A 20,401-nucleotide genomic window follows, 5' to 3' on the forward strand; every position below is an offset into this window, starting at 1 on the left:
TAAATTCCATATAATGATTGATAATAGACTGAATTTGAAGGGGAGCTTATATAGCCCCCTTCTTGAAATTGGCAAGCATTTAGGGTAAATGCTTGGAGAGCGTATCGACGAGCTGCTGCTGCGTCTTTTCGTCGCTGTGCTGCCAAATGATTTCGAATAATACGCCTAACCCTGGCAAAGCCCGTTCGTCCGAATCGATCGACCCTGCGATCACGTCGGTTAACTCCTCGTTTGTTTTATTTTGAACTCGCTGGATAATGGCCTGACGAAGATTCAGGTTCATGCGTAAGCCCTCCTACGATACATAAGTTTTCGCGCTTTTCTTAATATGTACATTTGCCTGCCTCGTCATGCTGGAAAAAGCCGTGTCGGCCGGATGGGAAATTTACATGGCCGTGTGATATAATAATATAAATCACAGCGTCTTTATCCCGACAAATGAAAGGACGATCTTAGTCATGGCGAAAAAGCAATTTGCAGTTATCGGCATCGGCAGATTCGGTTCCAGCGTCGCCCGGACGTTATACAACCTCGATAATGAAGTATTGGCCATCGATACGAGCGAACAGCGTATACAAGAAGTGATCGGCATGACGACACACGCCGTCGCCGCCGATTCCACCGATGAGGAAGCGCTCAAGGCGCTCGGCATCCGGAATTTCGACGTCGTAGTCGTAGCGATCGGACAAGATATTCAATCGAGCATTTTGACGACCTTGATCTTGAAGGATCTTGGCGTGCCGCGGATTATCGTGAAGGCGCAAAACGAGCTGCACGGCAAAGTGCTGAAAAAGATCGGAGCGGACAAAGTTATTTTCCCCGAACGGGACATGGGGATGCGCGTCGCGCATCATCTGATTTCGCCGAACATTCTCGACTACATCGAGCTGTCCGACGATTACAGCATACTGGAGATGAGGGCGAACCGGCAGATGATCGGCAAAAACTTGCGCGAGCTGCATGTTCGGGCCAAATTCGGCTGCAACGTCATGGCGATCAAATCCGGCGACAAAATGAATATTTCTCCGCATGCGGAGGATACGATCCGCGATGGCGACGTACTCGTCATTGTTGGCAAAAACGAAGATTTGCAGAGTATGGAAATCGCATACGCTGCCGAATAAATTACAGTTAAAGCAGGTAATGTCGCCTTATGGAAATAACCTCATTGCAAAATCCGCGAGTAAAACTGTGGGCACAGCTGCTGGACAAAAAAACTCGCGACAAGGAACAAAAATATATTGTCGAGGGCGTCCACCTCGTACAGGAAGCGCTAAAATCGCGGGAGGACGTGGAATGCGTCGTCCATTCCTTGGAGCAAGGGCTTCCGCGCGAAATCGAATGGCCGCACGATGCTAGTATAGAGCGGATCGGCGTGACGGATGCGATCATCGCCAAATGCACCGATGCCGTGACGCCGCAGCCTGTTTTTGCGGTCGTTCGCAAGCGGCAGCATGGGATCGGGGCGCTGCTTCAGGATCCGCGGTCACTCGTTGTTGTCGCAGATGGCGTTCAAGATCCCGGCAATCTCGGCACGATCATCCGCAGCGCAGACGCGGTAGGGGCGACCGGCGTCGTCATCGGCCGCGACAGCGTCGACGTCTACAATCCGAAAACGATCCGGGCGACGATGGGATCGTTGTTTCATTTGCCGGTTGTCGTGGGCGACTTGTCCTCGCTGCTGGAGCAAGCGAAACAGCAGGGCGTTCGCATCGTCAGCACAAGCCTGCAAGCGCAGAGCCATTGCTACGGCTATGATTTCACCCAGCCGACCTGGATCATACTCGGTAATGAAGCCAAGGGCGTTTCGGCGAAAGCCGCGGCATTCGTTGATCCGGAAGACCAGCTCATTATCCCGATGCGGGGCCAAGCCGAATCGCTGAACGTTGCCATGGCGGCAACTGTATTGTTGTACGAAGCGCAGCGGCAGCGGCATTTTTAACAAACTGGCCTTGGTTATCGTCCTCTTGTTACTTTGTAGAAATTATGATTCAATAAGAGGAAAATATCATTTAAACCGAATAGCTTAAAAATCGGAAGCACCGATAGAACCCAATGGGTTTTGTCTGTGCTTTTTTTATTACGGAGAGTGGTTACATAAGGAAAGTAATACTATAGAGCTGATATGACTTGATCGTTCGCAAAGTCAAGGATGACTAGTGTTAAAGTGAGTTTTATGTGGGATAAGGAGGCAAATAAATATGGAACAAAACGCTTTGCTCTTAGGTGTTCGGGTTATGGTGGGGATCGGTTTATTATATTTGGGTCATAGTATGTACCAATTGTATGGTCATGATTTGTTGCACAGGCCTTTCATGCAAATTATTTTCTATGTTACATTCGTTGTGATGATGTATGTCTTTCGCCAGCTTTCGCTTTTCCGGCTTGGGGTAGAAGTATTCAAGGACCTGTATAAATTATATAAAATACGACGAAAAAATAGCTGATTTTGGAGGGGGGAGCTTTTTTCGGTGGAAAATCTTTTTACTTTTAACAAAGGTCTGTCTCAAGTCATCTCTTGAGATAGCCTTTTTTTTGCACATAATGATTAAATATGACTCATAAATAAATTATTTAACATATATATTGCGTAATAAATAATGATGTGTTATAAAATATACATACTATATTTCAAATGTGCTATTAAAAATGATCGTTCAATCATCAATCATCAGAATTGACCAAAGGGGTGCGAGAGAATGAAAACATTAAACAATCAGTTGGAGCTTGGCATGATTATTTGTAAACATTGCAATCAGCTGATCGGAACGCAGGATACGAATCGGGTTGCCATTATTTACGGCGTGTGCAGCGATCATGAATGTTGTTCGTCCCAACAGGTGCAGTCTATTCAAGGAGAGAAGCAGTCATGACGAATTCGAAACGGGTATTTCATTTTGAGGAAGGCCATGCGGGAATGAAAGATTTGCTTGGCGGTAAAGGGGCTAATCTCGCAGAAATGACGAGAGCGGGATTGCCGATCCCCGCGGGCTTTACGATAACGACCGACGTATGCCGTGCGTATTATGCGGGGGACCGGAAGCTGCCGCATGGCTTGATTGCGGAAATCCGGGAGGCGCTGCACCTTGTAGAATTGAAGAAAGACCGGCTGTTTGGCGGGGATGTCCATCCGCTGCTCGTATCGGTCCGTTCGGGTTCCGTAAGTTCGATGCCCGGCATGATGGACACGATATTGAATTTGGGATTAAACGACGTTACCGTCGAAGCGCTTGCCCGAGAAACCGGCAATCCCCGATTCGCTTATGATTGCTACCGCAGGCTGATCCAGATGTTCGGCAACGTCGTGTTCGACATCGAAGGAGTTTACTTCGAACGTCAGCTTCATCTCTTGAAAGAAGAGCATGCGATTGCGGAAGATCAAGACGTAACCGCCGATATGTGGAAGGAGCTGATCGTCAAGTACAAACGGCTGATCGAACAGAAAGCACGGGTGGCTTTTCCGCAGAACGTGTACGCGCAACTGGAGCTCGCCGTCGAAGCCGTATTCCGTTCGTGGAACAATCAGCGAGCGATCGTATACCGCAAAGCTTACAACATTCCCGATCATCAAGGGACGGCGGTTAACATACAGTCGATGGCGTTCGGAAATTTGGGCGACGATTGCGGCACAGGCGTATTGTTCACGCGCAACCCTTCTACGGGGGAGAAGGTGCTGTACGGTGAATTCCTGACGAACGCCCAAGGCGAAGACGTTGTAGCCGGCGTACGGACGCCTTTGCCAATTGCGCAGATGGAAGCGGCGATGCCGGAGGTGTATGCTCAGCTTGTCCAAACAGCGAAGCGGCTCGAACAGCATTACAAAGATATGCAGGACATCGAATTCACGGTGGAGAAGGGCAAATTATATATTCTTCAAACCCGTAACGGCAAAAGGACGGCGCAAGCCGCAGTCAAGCTGGCTGTCCATTTCGTCAAGGAAGGCATCATCGGACAAGCCGACGCCGTGCAAAGAATCGAGATGGAGCATCTGGACCAGCTTCTCCATCGGGCGCTCGACGATGAGGGACAGCATGACGTGATCGCCCAAGGACTGCCCGCTTCGCCTGGTGCGGCGACAGGGCTTGCGGTATTTGATGCAAATACCGCGGAGGATTGGCGCGCCGCCGGCAAAGCCGTCGTTCTCGTGAGCACGGAAACGACGCCGGAAGATATCCATGGCGTCATCGCGGCCGAAGGCGTATTGACAAGCCGCGGCGGTATGACGAGCCATGCCGCGGTCGTTGCCAGGGGCATGGGCAAGCCGTGCATTTGCGGCTGCGAAGACATCCGCATCGACGCGGAAGCGCGGGAATTTCGGGTGCAAGGCGTCATCGTGAAGGAGGGCGACTGGATTACGCTCGACGGTTCCACCGGCCGAGTGATCTCTGGGGTTGTCGCGCTGAAGGAACCGGAAATGAGCGCCGAATTGGACGAGCTGCTCCGCTGGGCCGACGAAATTCGGACTTTGAAGGTGAGAAGCAATGCGGATACGCCGGAGGATGCGGCCAAAGCTAGGCAATTCGGAGCCGAAGGGATCGGATTATGCCGGACCGAGCATATGTTCATGTCGCCGGAGCGGGTGCCGGTCGTGCAAGCGATGATTCTCGCGGATCGTCCGGACGAGCGCAAGGAGGCGCTGGACCTTTTGCTGCCGATGCAGCAGGGTGATTTTGAAGGCATTTTTGCCGCCATGGACGGCTTGCCGGTTACGATCCGGCTGCTGGATCCGCCGCTTCATGAATTTTTGCCCAAGCTGGATGAATTGCTCGTGGAGCAAGAGCGGCTAAAGTGGGACACGCAAACGCAGAGCGATAACGCAGCCAAGCAGCAGCTGGACGCCTATATTCGCAAAGTCCGGAACTTGCATGAAATGAACCCGATGCTCGGTCAGCGCGGCTGCCGACTCGGCATCGTCTGTCCGGAAATTTACGAAATGCAGGTCGTTGCCATCTTCCGGGCGGTGCTCGCATGTCGGGCGCGCGGCATACAGGTCATTCCGGAAATCATGATTCCGCTTGTAGGCCATGTGAGTGAGCTGAAGCTCATGCGGGAGCTGGTTGATCGTGTTGCAGCAACCGTGCTTGGAGCGCAGCAAGAGGAAGTCCTTTACCATGTGGGCACGATGATCGAGGTGCCGAGAGCCGCCGTTACGGCCGAGCGGATCGCGGAGCATGCCGACTTCTTCTCCTTCGGAACAAACGACTTGACGCAAATGACGTTCGGTTACAGCCGGGACGATGCCGAAGGAAAGTTTCTGACCCATTATGTCGAGCATAACGTATTGCCGCATAATCCGTTTCAGGTACTGGATACGGAAGGGGTAGGGGCATTGATCGAATGGGCCGTCGAAAAAGGAAGGAAGCGCAAGCCGCAGCTCAAAACAGGCATTTGCGGAGAGCACGGAGGCGACAAGCAGTCGATTTTGTTCTGCCAGCAGGCGGGTTTGAACTATGTGAGCTGTTCGCCGTACCGGGTTCCGCTGGCAAGGATAGCGGCAGCGCAGGCGAAGCTGCAAGATACTAAGGCAAATTAGCTCCAGCTGTTATAGACATGATGCACCGGAAGGTAGAGACGACGTCTTGCCTTCCGTTTTTTTGTGCCGTACTGGACCGAGTAACTATATGGCGCCCGCCCAAAGGATCGTTGATTTTCATCCGGCCGTTTTTGATGTAAACTGGAGAGTACAGTTTATTGAATCGAAAGGAATTTCGCAATGCGTACGACCGAAAACGATTTTTTCACCCGCAAGCATAACGAGCTTGCCGTTGCGCTCAATCCCGTGCAGCGGCAAGCCGTTCTTCATACCGAAGGGGCGCTGCTTCTGCTTGCCTCCCCCGGCTCAGGCAAAACGACTACCATCATCATGCGCATCGGTTATTTGATCGAGGAGAAAGGGGTTCACCCTTCCCGAATCAAGGCCGTTACATTCAGCCGAGCCTCGGCGCAGGACATGAAGGAGCGGTTTCATCGTTTCTTTCCCGACTATTCGCAGGACAGCGTACGGTTTTCGACGATCCACAGCTTGGCGTTTGAGGTCGTTCGGGAATATTTTCGCAAATCGCGGGTCTCGTACCGGCTCATCGAAGGCGAGATCGAAGCGGACGAGGAGCAGGAGCCGAACCAGGACGGCAGCATGAACCTGAATCAGCCGATGTCTACGGAAGGAACGCCGATCCCGGTGCTGCACAAGAAATACATTTTGCGCCATTTGTACAAAAGCATGGTCGGCGAGCATATCACGGACGATCAAATGGAAGAGCTGACGACATACATCAGCTTCGTCAAAAATAAAATGCTGCCGCAAAGCCAGTGGCAGGAGCACAAATGCGACATCCCCGATGCGGAGCGGCTGCTTCACGCCTACGAGACGTTCAAGCGAACCGGCGCCGACCAACTGCTGCTCGATTACGACGACATGCTGACGATTGCGAACGAGGCGTTCGAGAACGACCGGGGACTGCTGCGGAAGTACCAGCAGCGTTATGATTACGTCCTGACTGACGAAAGCCAGGATACGTCGAAGGTGCAGCATGCGATCATCGAGAAGCTGGTGAAGGTTCACGGCAACCTGTGCGTCGTAGCCGACGACGACCAGAGCATCTATGCTTGGCGGGCGGCGGAGCCGCAATATTTGCTCGACTTCAAGCAGGTGTATCCGCGGGCGAAAATATTGAAAATGGAGCAAAACTACCGCTCCTCCCGCGATATCGTCCATGTGGCGAACCGGTTCATCAAGCGGAACAAAAACCGATACGACAAAAACATGTTTACCGACAATCGCGCCCATAAGCCGATCGTGGTAAAGCATTTCAACAACTACACGGTGCAGTCCAAATATGTGGCGGACAAGCTGGCGAAGCTGGACAATTTGCGCGAGGCGGCCGTCTTGTACCGCAACAAGTCGTCTTCAATCGTGCTGATGAATGATTTTGACAGGGCAGGCATCCCGTTTTATATGAAGGACGGCGACACCCGGTTTTTTTCCCATTGGGTCGTCGAGGACGTCTTGAACTTCATGCGCATGTCGTATACCGACCGCAGGCCGGAATTGTTCGAGAAGATTCATACGAAGGTGAACGGCTACGTGACGAAGCAGCAAGTGGCCGCGTTAAAAGCTGTCCGGCGCGACGCCTCGGTATTCGACAACCTGATCGAATTCGTGCCGTTGCAGGAGTATCAGGTCAAGCAGCTGCAGGATGTAAAGGAAACATTCGCAGCGATGAACGGCATGCCGCCGCTTCAAGCGATCCGAACCATCCGGTACAAGCTCGGCTACGAGAAAGCGCTGGATAAAATGTGCGAGCGGCTTGGCTTCCGCAGGGAGGACTTGATCGGTATGTTGAATACGCTGGAGGACATTGCCGATACGCTGGAATCGATGGAGGATTTCGCGAAGCGGCTGAAATATTTGGAATCGCTCATGAAGTCGTCCAAGTTCCGAAAGCACGACAACGTCGTGACCTTGTCGACGCTGCACAGCGCCAAGGGCTTGGAATTCGATCGGGTGTACATGATCGATCTGATCGAAGGAATCATACCATCGGGCGACGATCAGAAAAAATATGACAAGGGAAGCCTTGACGAAATGGAGGAGGCCGTCCGATTGTTCTACGTCGGCATGACGCGGGCGAAGCGGCATCTTGAGCTGTTGTCGTACAAAATGAAGAACGGGGCCGAAGTGAAGGAATCGCAGTTCGTCGAAAGCGTGAGACGTATCCAAGGTATTGCGGAGAGCACGACGGACGCATCGCCGTACCCTGCACCGAAGCGGTTCGCCGGCGGCAGAGCATCTGCATCGTCCACAGCAGCCGCCAAACTCGCTTCGCCGCCCCTCGTCATTCCCGAATATATGCGGGCAGGCAGCGGGGTGGAGCATAACGTATTCGGGCACGGGGAAATCGTGCAGCGGAGTGGGGAAGTCGTCGAGATCCGTTTTGCGGAAGGGGTCAAACGATTGTCCGTAGCCGCATGCTTGCAGAGCGGTCTGCTGAAGCCGCTGTAGCGTAACGCTATCCGCATTGCATGGCGGCTAATGCGACCTGTACCGCATCCGGTACGCCTTGGGCGTACAGCCGGCATAACGGCTGAAGCAGCGCACGAAATAAGGGAACGTGCCGAAGCCGGTTTCCTCGGCAATGTTCCCGACCGGTTCGTTCGTATGGATCAGCAGCCGTTTGGCTTGTTCCACCCGGTGACGGATCAAATATTCGAGCGGCGTGCAGCCGTACGCCTTTTTCATGCAGATCGAGATGTAATTGGCGTGAAAATGCAGCGCCTCCGCCAGCTGACGATAGCTGAGCGGTTTTTTGTAATGCTGCCGCAGGAATGCGGCCGCCTGCTCGGCGACGATCAGATGCGGGCTGTCCTTCGGCAAACCTCTCTCCTCTTGCAGCATAAAAAGCAGGTCATGAAATAGCGATTGCTGCTTCCAACGCGAAACGGCAGGCGGCTGCGTATCCGGAGCCAAGAGCTGCCTCATCCGTTCATTGATTTCACCTGGCGCGGCCACGCCTTTGGCCTTCGGCAAATAAAAATTGAAATATTCGATTTTGGCGAAAGGAACATCCTCGTTCGAATAGACGAGCGGCGTTCGTTCGTCATCCACCTCGCTCCATCCGCCAAGCGTTTGAAAGTGAAGCCAATAAAAATGCGTTTCTTCCATGCAAGGAATCGCGGTACGGTGGGAGCGTTCGGGATGAAGAACGACGTAATGACCCGCGGGCGTCATATAATCCGCACCTTCTTCTTGCAAGTAAAGGCAACCTCGCGTCACAACGATCAAGTCGAACACGCCGATATGCGTTCTTGCCGGGTGCGTGCCGCCGGCAGGATACGTATCTTCACCCCCGATAATAAAATGCGGCATTGGGGGACAGATGAATTGGAACATTGCCTCGAAACTCCCTTTCCTTCGCTTTGCTTTAATCATAAGCGCAACCTGCGCGGGAGACAACCCAAAATCGTTTTCCTCCATGTTGTGATCGGACAAAAACAAGTTGCTTTAGGATATCCGCCCAAGTCGCCGGACGGTGCTACAATACGTTAAGAATCGCAACGAAATTAGCTATCGAAACGGAGAGTGGAATCGATGAAGCTGCAACCTGCGGCGTTTGAAGCGCTGCCGCTTGGCTCTATTAAGCCTGCCGGGTGGCTTTACAATCAGCTCCGCATTCAAGCGGACGGACTTACGGGGCATCTTGAGGAGCATTGGCCCGATGTCGGGCCGGATAACGGCTGGATCGGAGGAAGCGGGGAGAGCTGGGAGCGCGGACCGTATTATTTGGACGGCCTGGTGCCGCTAGCTTATTTGCTGGAGGACGAGGCGCTCATCGCCAAGGCGAACCGCTGGATCGAATGGACGCTCGCCAGCCAGCAGGACAACGGGCTGTTCGGTCCGGCGCGGATTACGACCGTGAATCAGGAGGTGAACAAACAACATGACTGGTGGCATTACATGATCATGCTGAAGGTGCTAATGCAGTACGCGGAGGCGACGAGCGACGACCGAGTCGTTCCGTTTCTGACGAAGTTTTTCCAGTACGTGAAGGAGACGATCGGGCGGCAGCCGCTGGACGGATGGGCGGCGGCGCGCGGCGGCGAAATGATGCTATGCTTGCTGTGGTTGCATGACCGGACGAAGGATGACGGCCTCATCGAACTGGCGCGCCTCATTGCGGCGCAAACGATCGAGTGGTCCGATATTTTCGCCGATTTCCCGTTCTGGCGCAAGGTCGAGCAATGGGACTGGCGCTCGCATGTCGTGAACGTCGCGATGGGCCTTAAGACGCCGGGTATCCTGTACCAATTGAGCGGCGATGCAGGACATCGGGAAGCGGTTCACCGCGGCATCGACAGTCTGATGACCCATCACGGACAGGCCCACGGCATGTTCTCGGGCGACGAGTGGCTATCCGGGACGCATCCGAGCCAAGGCGTCGAATTGTGCGCCGTTGTGGAATATATGTTCACGATGGAGCAGCTGACGCGAATACTCGGCGACGGGCGCTTCGGCGACATTTTGGAAAAAGTCGCTTTTAATGCCCTTCCGGCGACGATATCGGCGGACTGGACGTCGCATCAATACGATCAACAAGTGAACCAGATCGTGTGCAACGTCGCCCCGCGGAACTGGTCAAACGGCCCCGACGCGAACCTGTTCGGCCTGGAGCCGAATTTCGGCTGCTGTACGGCGAATATGCACCAAGGGTGGCCTAAGCTGGTTTCCCACTTGTGGATGAAGGATAACCGCGGCGGATTGGCGGCGGTTTCGTATGCTCCTTGCACGGTGAAGGTCCAGGTCGGCGCAGGAACGGAAGCAACGCTTGCCGTTAGCGGCGATTACCCGTTCCGGGATACGGTGCGGATCGGTATCGCCCTGGAACGAAGCGATCGCTTCGCCATTTCGCTGCGGATACCTGCGTGGTGCGCGCAGCCGTCGCTTACAGTGAATGGCGAGCCGGTCATGCTGCATGTCGCGCAAGGCTACGCTAGGGTGGAACGCGACTGGCGGGACGGCGATTCGCTGGAGCTGCGGCTGCCGATGGAAGCGCGCGCGGTTCAGCGCAATTTGTACGCCGTCAGCGTGGAGCGCGGGCCGCTTGTGTATGTACTGCCGGTCTCGGAGAACTGGCAGCGTGTGACGGAGCGGGCGAAGTTCCACGATTGGGAGGTATACCCCGCATCGCCTTGGAAGTACGGCTTGCTTGCGGATACCGTGTTTGAGCCGGAGGAGCATGCCGTTCCGTATCAGCCATTCCAAGCCGCGGATGCTCCGGTTCGGCTGAAGGCAAGCGGGAAGCTGATCCGCGAATGGCGGATGGAGGGCAACAACGCCGGCACGCCTCCGTTTTTCCCGAACGCGGATGGACAACCGACCGTAGAGCTTGAGCTCGTCCCTTACGGAAGCGCACGGCTTCGCATCGGCGAATTTCCGCTGATCGCAAGGCGGAAAACTTCCGCTCCATCCCCGCTATCGATGCCATGACCGTTGAGCCAAGCGCTTCTTCCCCGCAAAGTACCTGAATCAGCTTCAAAGCCTGGCCCCACTTTGTGGGGTTATTTTGCCATGCCCTCGCATAAGATTAGCTGTAGAGTTAGAGGGCTCGCACAACTCATTCGCAGGCGGTCTGTTTGCGGCAAGGGGGAGAAGCGATGTGGGGAAAGCCTCGCTGGAGAAGCACGGCTCGCAAAAAAGGCGGCTGGAAGCGGAAACTGTTTTTTGCGCTCGTCATCATGTTTCTTTTGTCCGTGCAAACGTTCGTTTTTATCGAGAAAAATTTGAAGCCTCCGCTTATGAACGTCGCCAAAATTCGCGTGAAGCAAATTGCGACGCAGGCGATCAATACCGCGATTTCCGACCAAATCGGCGATCGAAGCGATTATGAAAAGCTGGTCGATTGGAAGACGGACCGACAGGGGAAAATTACCGGATTTATGCTGAACTACGCGGAGCATATGAAGATAAGGACAGAAACGATCAATGCCGTATCCAATCTATTGAACAAAATGTCCGCCTTCCCCGAGCACATTCCGCTAGGTCAGGCTCTCGGCAGCGCCATCTTGGCTTCGTTTGGTCCGGATATCCCTGTCCGGCTTGTTCCCGCGGGGGCGGCCAGAGTTGATTTGAATACGCGCCAGCAGGATGCGGGCATCAATATGGTTCTCGTCGAGGTATACATCCGCATTATTGCCGAGGTGGCCATCATCATCCCGTTCGACAGCGAATCCGAGCTGGTGGAAACGGAAATCCCGATCTCGTATATGCTCGTTGTCGGTGATGTGCCGATGTATTATTATGACGGCAAAGGGAATCCGACCGGCAATTCGGCCGGGAAAGCGCCGAGCATCTCCCTTCCGATGACGTCGCCGAATGCCAAACCCGGCATGCTCCCGAAGAGCGAACCATCCACAACGACGACGGTGCCGAAAGAGGGAGAATAAAGACGGTGAAATGCAAAGGAGCCTAGGTCATCGACCTTGGCTCCTGCTGTGGCGTCGCTTTATGAAACAACCTGCAATACGTCGCTTGATACGTTCGTATTGATGACGATCACGCGGGAAACCCGCATGTGGTCGATCTCGTCGACCACGAACTCGAAGCCTTCGTGGCGGAAACGCTGATTTTTCTTCGGAGGAATTTCGAGCTGGGAATATACCCATCCGCCAATCGTATCGTAATTGTCGGTTTCGATTTCCGTTCCGAAGTAATCGTTGAATTCGTCGATATGAAGCATACCGTTGACCGAATGCGTATGTTCGTCCTTCGGCTCGATATCGGGACGATCTTCCTGATCGAATTCGTCATGAATTTCGCCGACAAGCTCTTCCAGAATATCTTCCATCGTGACAATACCGGAAGTGCCGCCATATTCGTCGATCAGCAGGGCAATTTCCGTCCGTTTCTTCTGCATCAGCTTCAGCAGCGTGCTGATCGGCATCGATTCCGGCACGCTCATCAGCGGCCGAATCATGTCGCGTATTTGCTCAAACCCGTCTCTTGCTTTGAACAAGTCTTTTATATGGATAAATCCGATAATGTTATCTTTATCCGGATCGCAAACCGGGTACCTGGTCCGCAGCTCCGATGTGGCAATGCTCATGTTCTCATCCGACGGCAAATTGGCGTACAAGCACGCCATTTCAGTCCGCGGAATCATAATTTCGCGTGCGACCGTCTCCGTAAATTCGAATACGTTGTCGACGAGCGTTAATTCCGTATTGTCGATGAGCCCGTTCTTATGGCTCTCTTTGACCAACAATCGAATTTCTTCTTCGGTATGCACCGCTTCGTGCTCGGCTTCCGGTTCGATCCCGGATTTGCGCAGCATCCAGTTGGAGGCTCCGTTTAAGCACCAAATCAGCGGATACATCACTTTGTAGAAGATGACCATCGGCACGGAGGCCCATAACGTCACTTGTTCGGATTGTCGTATTGCGTAAGTTTTCGGATATTGTTCACCGATTGTAATGTGAAATGCAGTGATGATCGTAAATCCGATCAAGAAGGCAATCACATGAACGATGCTTTCCGGAATGCCGATGTTTAACAGCCAAGGTCCGATCAACTCCGCAATCGTCGGTTCGCCAAGCCATCCGAGGCCAAGCGAGGTGAGCGTAATGCCGAGCTGGCACGCCGATAAATAAGCATTCAAATTACTTGTGATTTGACGGGCAAATCTAGCCGCTAATGACCCTTCTTGAGCGAGCGCTTCGATTCGGCTGCTTCTCACTTTCACCATGGCGAATTCCGCCGCGACAAAAAATCCGTTTAACAATACCAATACAAAAGCAATCAACAAATTCAGTAATAACGGTCCGGGTTCAGGATCCAAACACTCCCTGTTCACCGATCGTTCGGAGAACAGGACACCTCCTTTAAAATGTAAAATAAACGCATCGTACCATTTCATTATAAACGAAAGTCAAATAAGATCAAATCAGCCGGATTCCGTGAATTCGCCCAAATCCGAAGAAAAAACCGGATCAATCGGCGTTAAATCCGGTTTATTAAAAGTTTATTCAGGTTTGCTTGCCATCATAACGCAAAAAGCCAATAATCGTCCGGTTTTGTTCGGGCGCATTGGCTTTAGGTTTCGGATGCGGTAAGTTTTTCAATGTTTTGCTTTTGTCCGGGAGCGTTCCTCGCCTTCCCATTTGTGCAAATAGGGATATGGGTCGAAGGACCATTCCGATAATCCGTGATCCCGGTATAACCCATAGTGCAGATGAGGAGGGAACCGGCCTTGGGTGCCGGGTTTGCCGTAACCGGAGCTGCCGACCCAGCCGACCACCTGTCCCGGTTTGACGACATCGCCGAGACCGACTTTTTTGTTGAAGCCAGATAAATGGGCGTAATAATGGTAGACGCCGTTCAAATCGCGTATTCCGATTCGCCATCCGCCGTACGGATTCCAGCCGCGCACTTCGATAATCCCGTAGCATGTGCTGCGTACCGGGACGCCATAACCTGCAAACAGGTCGGTGCCTTCATGAATGCGCAGTCCGCCCCAGCCACGGCTAGCTCCCCAAGTATCGCGGTACGTATAATCGCTGTGCAGAGGGACGGGAAAGGCGTGCTCGAATAAATCCAGCGTTCCGAAAGTTTGGTATATTTCGGCAAACTGGGTGATCCGCTGAACGCTTCGCGTATTGTGGTAATATTCCCATAAAGCGAGCCGTATGTCGTCGTCAGAAGGCCCGAAACGATTCAGACGGGTAGCAATCGTGTACAACGCATCCGTATCGTTCGTTCGATCCGCGATGCCGTCGCCGTTCCCATCCATGCCGATTCCGCCGAAAAACGAAATCGAAGCGGGATCGGTATCGTTCGGATCGGGATTCAAGGCTCCCGCCCAGTCCTGTTCGCTGTACCATACGGCGATCAATCCGTCGCGAAGCGGCCTAACCTTGGGTCTTGCCATACTTAACGCACGCTCGTATTGATCGACGGCGGCGAGCCAATGCCACGGGATGCCGATATTGGCGCTCATGGCTTGCAGCAGCGCAAAACGGTCCGCATAGGAATGCTGCAGTGTGGCAGCTGTCGCCCGTTGCTTGGCCGGCAATGCGGCGGATGATGCCGCCGGCAGTCCAATCGTGCCGCATATCAAGCACACTGCAAGACTAACGCTTGCCGCAATTTGTTGCATACGAAATCTGGACACGGTCATTCCTCCGCATCGGAATAAGTGGACGTTTTCTTTAGAATGTGCCAACCGGAACGATTTCATGTGGATGATGGGACATCCGGATTTATTTGGCCTGCATCCAATCCCCGAAGGGCTTGAAAATCGAATCGATCAACTGCGTCGGACCGGGGAGGTCCGGCCGATTCATGAGCAGGATTGAAAGGAACCAGCCGATCGTAATAAGCACTAGAAACGCCGTCTTATCTCGTTTATGCCTTTTCACCTGAGGCCAGTTATAGATCGCGATGCAGACTACGATGAGCGTCACAATGAAAAAACCGCTCCAATTCATTCTTTTTTCACCTCGTCCTCGTTCAGTCCCGCCGGTGCTGTCCGTTTGCCCGGTCTGCGGACCGCCGCATTCACATCCATTTGAACCTCCACATGAGGGAAAATTTCATCCCATCGGTTTTTCGCTTTTTTCCATTGTTGCGGATACTTGCGATGGAATGCTTCGGCGAATCCGATAATGTCGGCGTTCATTTTTTTCTGCAGCTGATGAAGTGCCGCGTTCATTTTGCGTTCGACATCGTCGGTCAACGCCTTTTCCAGCTTATCGATCACTTCAGGGCTGGAAACGTCCAGGTGGGTACCGTTTTCGATAATATCGTCTTCGGTTTTGGCCTTGACCGTAATTATCCACCGGCCGTTTTTGATGCTCGGAATTAATTTGGACTGCGCCCGCAGCAGGTTCATGGAGATTTCTTCACGTTCGCCTTGCGGGATTAGCGTAACGATCGCACGCTTTAATTCATCGCGGAACCATAATACCCCGCGTGTCACCTTATCGTCGATTCGGCCGATCATCTTGTCCCTCTTGAATACGGCAGTGCCCGTAATATAAGGGTTCGTCGTATTTTGCTGTTCATTTGCTTGCGGCGGCAATATTTCGATATAAGGGATCGCGGCCGCTTTGGCATCGCCGGTCATCATTTCAAGAATCTTCGACGTATTGACATTAATCCCGATATCCGAACGGACCATTTCTTTCAGAACCTCTGCCGAATCCCGTTCGAGCGGCGGCAGCAGCGCAAGAATGTCCTTGGCCTTCTGTTTGCTGACGAATAAATAAGCGTTGCCGCGAACTTGCGGTTCACGCGTGATGAAGTCGATATGGCTGCGGATGCCTTTCTTGGCCTCCGCTTCGCCGAATATGAACACTTCGTTGTGTCCCCAGAAAATCCGCCGCGGCAAGCGCGATTGCAGCTTGGACATGGCATCGGAAATCGTCGTCCCGGTTGCCGAATGGACCAGCGTTTGTCCGCCCTTGCTGACTTGATTCGATGTTCCTCCCATTCCGCCGCTGGCTGCCGCTCTCGGGATGTATACCTGGATGGATAGTTCAATCGTCCGTTCTTTTTTTGTATCAATGCCTGCAGCCATGACGAGCGCCAAATCGTTGACTTCGACGCGATCCCAGCAGCCTGCGATCGGGATAAGCAGCGCGCAAGCGAGAATCAGCCTCATCATGGCTTGCAATATGCGTTTTCCCGGGGCGCTCATAGCGGCTTGCACTCCGGCTTGCTTCCGCGTTTATTCCGGATAAGTGCAACGCACAAGAGAACGATCGGGATAACGCTCGCGAACAGCATTAAATAAAAAGGCAGCGTCGTGCTGATCACATCGCTTAATTCTTGAAGGCTTGACGCACACCAAATGCTGAACGCCGTTAGCAGCACGCCAATCGGCCAGATGACGGAGCGGCGTTCGGACAGTTTCAGCAGCTGTCCCGTGCCGAGGACAAGCACATAATAAAACATCGTGATTTTCAAAAATACGGCCAAAACCCAAATCGCCATCACTATGGATTCGAGATGCTGTATAAAATCGACGAGGTTAATTTGCCTTGTTGCGGTCATGAGCGGTTGGCTCATCGTCATGATTCCATTCCCGAACATGAGCAGGATGGAGTAATTGACGAGTACCATGATCGCCATGACGGACGTGACTGAAATAAAGCTGTATTTTATCGCTTTGTTGCGATCTTTAATACTCGGAAGCAAAAAAGAGATGAGCATATATTCGCTGAACCAGCCCGAAGGAACAACGGCCCCTTTAATCGATGGAAGAAGGCCGTTCTCGAACATAGGAAACATATGCGTCAACTTCATGCTGGGTATGAGCAATACGATAATCGCCACCCCTAACACAACAACGGCAGGCACGAAGAGCTGGGCGCATCGCATGATCGGTTCGATGCCGCCGATAACGGCAAAAGCGCTTACGCATACGATCGTGCCCATAATAACGATGATGGGCGTATGGGAAAGGAACGAGCTGACAATGAACTCCCCGTACTCCCGAATGACGATGCCGTTAATATGCAGCAGAAATATGAGGTACGTGAGCCCGACGATTTTGCCCGCCACCCGGCCGATAATTCGTTCGATGTATTCGATGAAGGATTGCTGGGGGAAAAGTCTGCTTAATCGCACCATGACGTATACCGTCACAAAACCGAGCGAGGAAGCCCATATGGGTGACCACCATAAATCGAGCCTTGCGTAAATGGCGGTTACGGCCGGAACAAACAAAATCGCCGTTGCAACGATGGTCGGATACATGGCGATTGCCATTTGCATGGAAGAAATTTTTCCTTGTTCTAGCAAAGCTTAATCCCCTCCCTTCATAGGGCCCGGTTTTTGGTTCGGCGCTTGGCGCTGGAGGTCGCCGTCTCCCGTCAAATGCGGGCGTTTGTTCATGGCCCATAACGGCGCGCGTATGAGGACGTCCTTCATTTCACTCGACTGCATCGGCGCGAGCGGAGACAAATAAGGCATGCCAAACGAACGCAGCGTGCACAGGTGGATGACGATCGTAATGACGCCGAGCATGAGACCGAGCAGGCCGAGTACGCCGGCAAGGAACATGATCGGAAACCGCAATATTCGAATGGCGATACCCGCCGTATAATTCGGTATCATGAACGACGCGATCCCCGTGATCGCCACGATCATCACCATCGGGGACGACACAAGACCGGCCGCTGTGGCGGCTTGGCCGATGACGAGCGCGCCGACGATACTGACCGCAGCACCGACCTGTTTCGGCAGCCGAATGCCGGCTTCGCGAAGCGCTTCGAAGGTGATTTCCATCAATAACGCTTCGACAAGCGCGGGAAACGGGATTTCTTCGCGCGATTTGGCGATGCTAAGCAGCAACGTCGTCGGCACCATCTCCTGATGGTACGTGAGAATCGCAACATAAGCGGATGGCGCGAGCAGAGCGATACATACGAACAGGTAACGCAACCAGCGAATAAACGTACCGATCCAAAATCGTTGGTAATGATCCTCCGGCGATTGGAAAAAAGCAAATATCGTAGCGGGAGCAACCATGACAAACGGCGTGCCGTCCACGATAAAGGCGATACGTCCTTCCAGCAAATTGGACGTTACGACGTCGGGACGTTCTGTCGTAAGCAGCTGAGGAAATGGCGACATCGGACTGTCTTCGATGTATTCCTCGATCGTTCCGCTCTCCAATACGCCGTCCAGATCGATTCGCTGCACCCGGTTTATGGCTTCTTCAATTAACGTGGGATCGGCGATCCCTTCGATATATGCGATCGCGATTTTTGTTTCGGAATAACGGCCGATTTTCATCGAGTGCATTTTTAGAGCCGGACTTTTGATTCTGCGCCGGATCATTGCCGTATTGACGCCGATCAATTCGGTGAAGCCTTCGCGCGGACCGCGGATGACCGATTCCGCCATCGGCTCCTCGATTTGCCGGCCGTCCCACTTGAATGTGCCGACAGCAAGGGCGACCGGCCACAGGTCGATGAGGAGCAGGCAGTTTCCTTCCGAAATTTGCTGAACGGCCTTGCCGAACGTATCGATTTGCTCCGTACTGGAAACCGATATCCGATTGCCGATGCTGTCTTGCAAACTAGACGAAGTGCTCATGCCGGCGGATTGTTTCAGGGGGGCGATGACATCGCGATCGAGCAAATCTTTGTTGGTCAGCCCTTCGATAAATATAATGACCGCGCCTTGGCCGGAGATGTGAAATTGCTGGAAAACGACGTCGGAACAGTCGTAATACAATGATTGCAAAGTCGTCAAATTGTCCTGCAACACGCTGTAGAGGGGCTGCTGCATCACGGGGTTGCCGGAATGGAGGCGGGTACCGTTGTCGGCTTGCCCTTGACCTCCGGGAGACATGTGGCGAAAACGCAGTACTTGCTTCAAAGTTTTATGGTTGAACAGCAACGGTGCCGTCTCCCTCCGTTATCGGTTTTTTCCATTTTCCCCGAGAAGTTTTGTTTTTATAATAGGAGAAAGGATTAAAGTTACTTGTTGCAAAATCATGGGGCGATTCATGAAATAGAGCCATGTGAAAAATCGTCCTCTTCGTGTTATAATGAGGGAAATGCGTCTTAGGAAAGCAGGGACAAACATGTCGATCGATCACAAAGAACGCAAGCCGGAATGGCTCAAAATAAAATTGACGACCGGCGATAATTATGCCGAGTTAAAACATATGATGCGGGGCAAAACTTTGCACACCGTCTGCGAGGAGGCCCGCTGCCCCAACATCTATGAATGCTGGGCCAACCGTACGGCTACCTTCATGATTCTGGGCGACATTTGCACGCGCGCCTGCCGTTTTTGCGCGGTGAAAACGGGCATGCCGACCGAGCTTGATCTGCAGGAGCCGGAGCGCGTGGCGGAAGCGGCCGAGCAGATGGGCCTGAGGCATTGCGTCGTAACTTCGGTTGCGCGCGACGATTTAAAGGACGGCGGGGCATCGATTTTTGCCGAAACGATCAAAGCGATACGGAGACGGGTGCCGCTTTGCTCCGTGGAAGTGCTCATTCCTGATTTTATGGGGGATGAGGAGTCGCTTCGGATCGTGATGGATGCGAAGCCGGATATTCTGAACCACAATATCGAAACGGTGGAGCGCCTTTCGGACCGTGTTCGTGCGAAAGCCAAATACCGTCGTTCTCTTGAGCTTCTGAAGCGGGCCAAGCAAATGAAGCCCGACATTCCGACCAAATCGAGCATTATGCTCGGCGTGGGCGAGGAGTGGGATGAAATTTTGCGAACGATGGACGATTTGCGTGAGGTCGACTGCGACATTATGACGATCGGCCAATATTTGCAGCCGACGAAGCAGCATCTGGACGTCGAGAAATATTATCCGCCGGAGCAGTTCGCAACATTGAAGGAAGAAGGCATGCGCCGAGGATTCAGTCACGTCGAGTCCGGACCGCTCGTTCGCAGCTCCTATCACGCGCATGAGCAAGTGAAATCGGCGCAGCAAGCGCAGTCGGTACCTGGGGGAGGAAACTAGATTTGATCCACATTGCCGGAAAAACGTTCGAGGTTCTCGTTAACCATAAAGACGGCTGGAATGCCGAAGCGTTTCGCGACCGGTACAGCGAGGTGCTGGACCGATACGACTACATTATCGGCGATTGGGGCTACAGCCAGCTCCGCTTGAAGGGCTTCTTCAAGGACAACAACCCGAAATCGACGAAAGAAACCGCGATGTCGGGATTAAACGATTATTTGCATGAATATTGCAATTTCGGATGCGCCTACTTCGTGCTGCACCGAACGGAGAATAAACCAAAGGCAGGGGTATAACCCCTGCCTTTGGTTTTATCATATCGGAAAGCTTTCAACGGAGCCGAACCTGTAAGTATTCGTAATAATTTTCAGAAATCATTTGCTGATTTTCAGCCAAAAGTTTCTGAAAGTCAG

The 20,401-nt window shown here is 52.9% G+C and carries 18 protein-coding genes; 10 read left to right on the forward strand and 8 right to left on the reverse strand.

The features are described 5' to 3' along the window. Window positions 1-79: 79 nt before the first annotated feature. Window positions 80-283, reverse strand: a complete 204-nt coding sequence (sspI, locus tag AC0LWM_RS17260; protein WP_474676221.1) for a small acid-soluble spore protein SspI — start codon at window positions 281-283, stop codon at window positions 80-82. A 175-nt stretch (window positions 284-458) separates the two neighbouring features. Here sspI and AC0LWM_RS17265 point away from each other — a divergent pair, with 175 nt between their 5' ends. From AC0LWM_RS17265 to AC0LWM_RS17290, 6 genes are all read left to right on the forward strand, one after another. Continuing rightward, window positions 459-1,124, forward strand: coding sequence for a potassium channel family protein (locus AC0LWM_RS17265; RefSeq protein WP_474676222.1), 666 nt, complete (start codon window positions 459-461; stop codon window positions 1,122-1,124). Between the two features lie 29 nt (window positions 1,125-1,153). Further along, window positions 1,154-1,942, forward strand: coding sequence for a TrmH family RNA methyltransferase (locus tag AC0LWM_RS17270; RefSeq protein ID WP_474676223.1), 789 nt, complete (start codon window positions 1,154-1,156; stop codon window positions 1,940-1,942). 259 nt (window positions 1,943-2,201) lie between these two features. Continuing rightward, window positions 2,202-2,447 carry a hypothetical protein gene (locus AC0LWM_RS17275; protein ID WP_474676224.1) on the forward strand — a complete coding sequence of 82 codons (246 nt, stop codon included), beginning with the start codon at window positions 2,202-2,204 and terminating at the stop codon, window positions 2,445-2,447. A 252-nt stretch (window positions 2,448-2,699) separates the two neighbouring features. Then, window positions 2,700-2,873 (forward strand): GapA-binding peptide SR1P, encoded by a 174-nt coding sequence (locus tag AC0LWM_RS17280; protein ID WP_474676225.1) that lies wholly within the window; start codon window positions 2,700-2,702, stop codon window positions 2,871-2,873. Then, a complete protein-coding gene (ppdK, locus tag AC0LWM_RS17285) occupies window positions 2,870-5,533 on the forward strand; it encodes a pyruvate, phosphate dikinase (RefSeq protein WP_474676226.1) in 2,664 nt (887 codons plus the stop codon). Before AC0LWM_RS17280 ends, ppdK begins: the two co-directional genes overlap by 4 nt. 180 nt (window positions 5,534-5,713) lie before the next feature. After that, window positions 5,714-8,002 (forward strand): ATP-dependent helicase, encoded by a 2,289-nt coding sequence (locus AC0LWM_RS17290; RefSeq protein ID WP_474676227.1) that lies wholly within the window; start codon window positions 5,714-5,716, stop codon window positions 8,000-8,002. A gap of 27 nt (window positions 8,003-8,029) precedes the next feature. Here AC0LWM_RS17290 and AC0LWM_RS17295 read toward each other — a convergent pair whose 3' ends face one another. Next, a complete protein-coding gene (locus AC0LWM_RS17295; RefSeq protein ID WP_474676228.1) occupies window positions 8,030-8,890 on the reverse strand; it encodes a helix-turn-helix transcriptional regulator in 861 nt (286 codons plus the stop codon). Between the two features lie 198 nt (window positions 8,891-9,088). Between AC0LWM_RS17295 and AC0LWM_RS17300 the strand changes: the two genes are divergently transcribed. Both AC0LWM_RS17300 and yunB read left to right on the forward strand, forming a co-directional pair. Continuing rightward, on the forward strand, window positions 9,089-10,984 hold the full coding sequence (locus AC0LWM_RS17300) for a beta-L-arabinofuranosidase domain-containing protein (RefSeq protein ID WP_474676229.1): 1,896 nt from the start codon (window positions 9,089-9,091) through the stop codon (window positions 10,982-10,984). Between the two features lie 167 nt (window positions 10,985-11,151). After that, on the forward strand, window positions 11,152-11,940 hold the full coding sequence (yunB, locus tag AC0LWM_RS17305; protein ID WP_474676230.1) for a sporulation protein YunB: 789 nt from the start codon (window positions 11,152-11,154) through the stop codon (window positions 11,938-11,940). A 59-nt stretch (window positions 11,941-11,999) separates the two neighbouring features. Here yunB and AC0LWM_RS17310 read toward each other — a convergent pair whose 3' ends face one another. The 6 genes from AC0LWM_RS17310 to AC0LWM_RS17335 all read right to left on the reverse strand — a co-directional run bounded on the left by AC0LWM_RS17310 (window position 12,000) and on the right by AC0LWM_RS17335 (window position 18,790). Then, on the reverse strand, window positions 12,000-13,331 hold the full coding sequence (locus tag AC0LWM_RS17310) for a hemolysin family protein (RefSeq protein WP_474676231.1): 1,332 nt from the start codon (window positions 13,329-13,331) through the stop codon (window positions 12,000-12,002). 279 nt (window positions 13,332-13,610) lie between these two features. Next, the gene (locus tag AC0LWM_RS17315; protein WP_474676232.1) at window positions 13,611-14,669 is read right to left on the reverse strand and encodes a M23 family metallopeptidase; all 1,059 of its coding nucleotides are present in this window, start codon (window positions 14,667-14,669) and stop codon (window positions 13,611-13,613) included. Between the two features lie 82 nt (window positions 14,670-14,751). Continuing rightward, complete coding sequence (locus AC0LWM_RS17320) at window positions 14,752-14,979, reverse strand: hypothetical protein (RefSeq protein ID WP_474676233.1); 228 nt, start codon at window positions 14,977-14,979, stop codon at window positions 14,752-14,754. Next, a complete protein-coding gene (locus AC0LWM_RS17325) occupies window positions 14,976-16,190 on the reverse strand; it encodes a Ger(x)C family spore germination protein (RefSeq protein ID WP_474676234.1) in 1,215 nt (404 codons plus the stop codon). Before AC0LWM_RS17325 ends, AC0LWM_RS17320 begins: the two co-directional genes overlap by 4 nt. Beyond that, a complete protein-coding gene (locus tag AC0LWM_RS17330; RefSeq protein ID WP_474676235.1) occupies window positions 16,187-17,296 on the reverse strand; it encodes a GerAB/ArcD/ProY family transporter in 1,110 nt (369 codons plus the stop codon). The genes AC0LWM_RS17325 and AC0LWM_RS17330 overlap by 4 nt, the downstream gene beginning before the upstream one ends. Window positions 17,297-17,299: 3 nt before the next feature. Continuing rightward, window positions 17,300-18,790 (reverse strand): spore germination protein, encoded by a 1,491-nt coding sequence (locus AC0LWM_RS17335; protein ID WP_474676442.1) that lies wholly within the window; start codon window positions 18,788-18,790, stop codon window positions 17,300-17,302. Window positions 18,791-19,088: 298 nt separating this feature from the next. Here AC0LWM_RS17335 and lipA point away from each other — a divergent pair, with 298 nt between their 5' ends. Together lipA and AC0LWM_RS17345 are read left to right on the forward strand one after the other, a co-directional pair. Further along, window positions 19,089-19,988: a lipoyl synthase gene (gene lipA, locus AC0LWM_RS17340; RefSeq protein WP_474676236.1), complete on the forward strand. Its 900-nt coding sequence runs from the start codon at window positions 19,089-19,091 to the stop codon at window positions 19,986-19,988. Between the two features lie 2 nt (window positions 19,989-19,990). After that, window positions 19,991-20,284, forward strand: coding sequence for a YutD family protein (locus AC0LWM_RS17345; RefSeq protein WP_474676237.1), 294 nt, complete (start codon window positions 19,991-19,993; stop codon window positions 20,282-20,284). Window positions 20,285-20,401: the final 117 nt, after the last annotated feature.

The sequence above is a fragment of the Paenibacillus sp. sgz302148 genome (genome assembly GCF_056120465.1).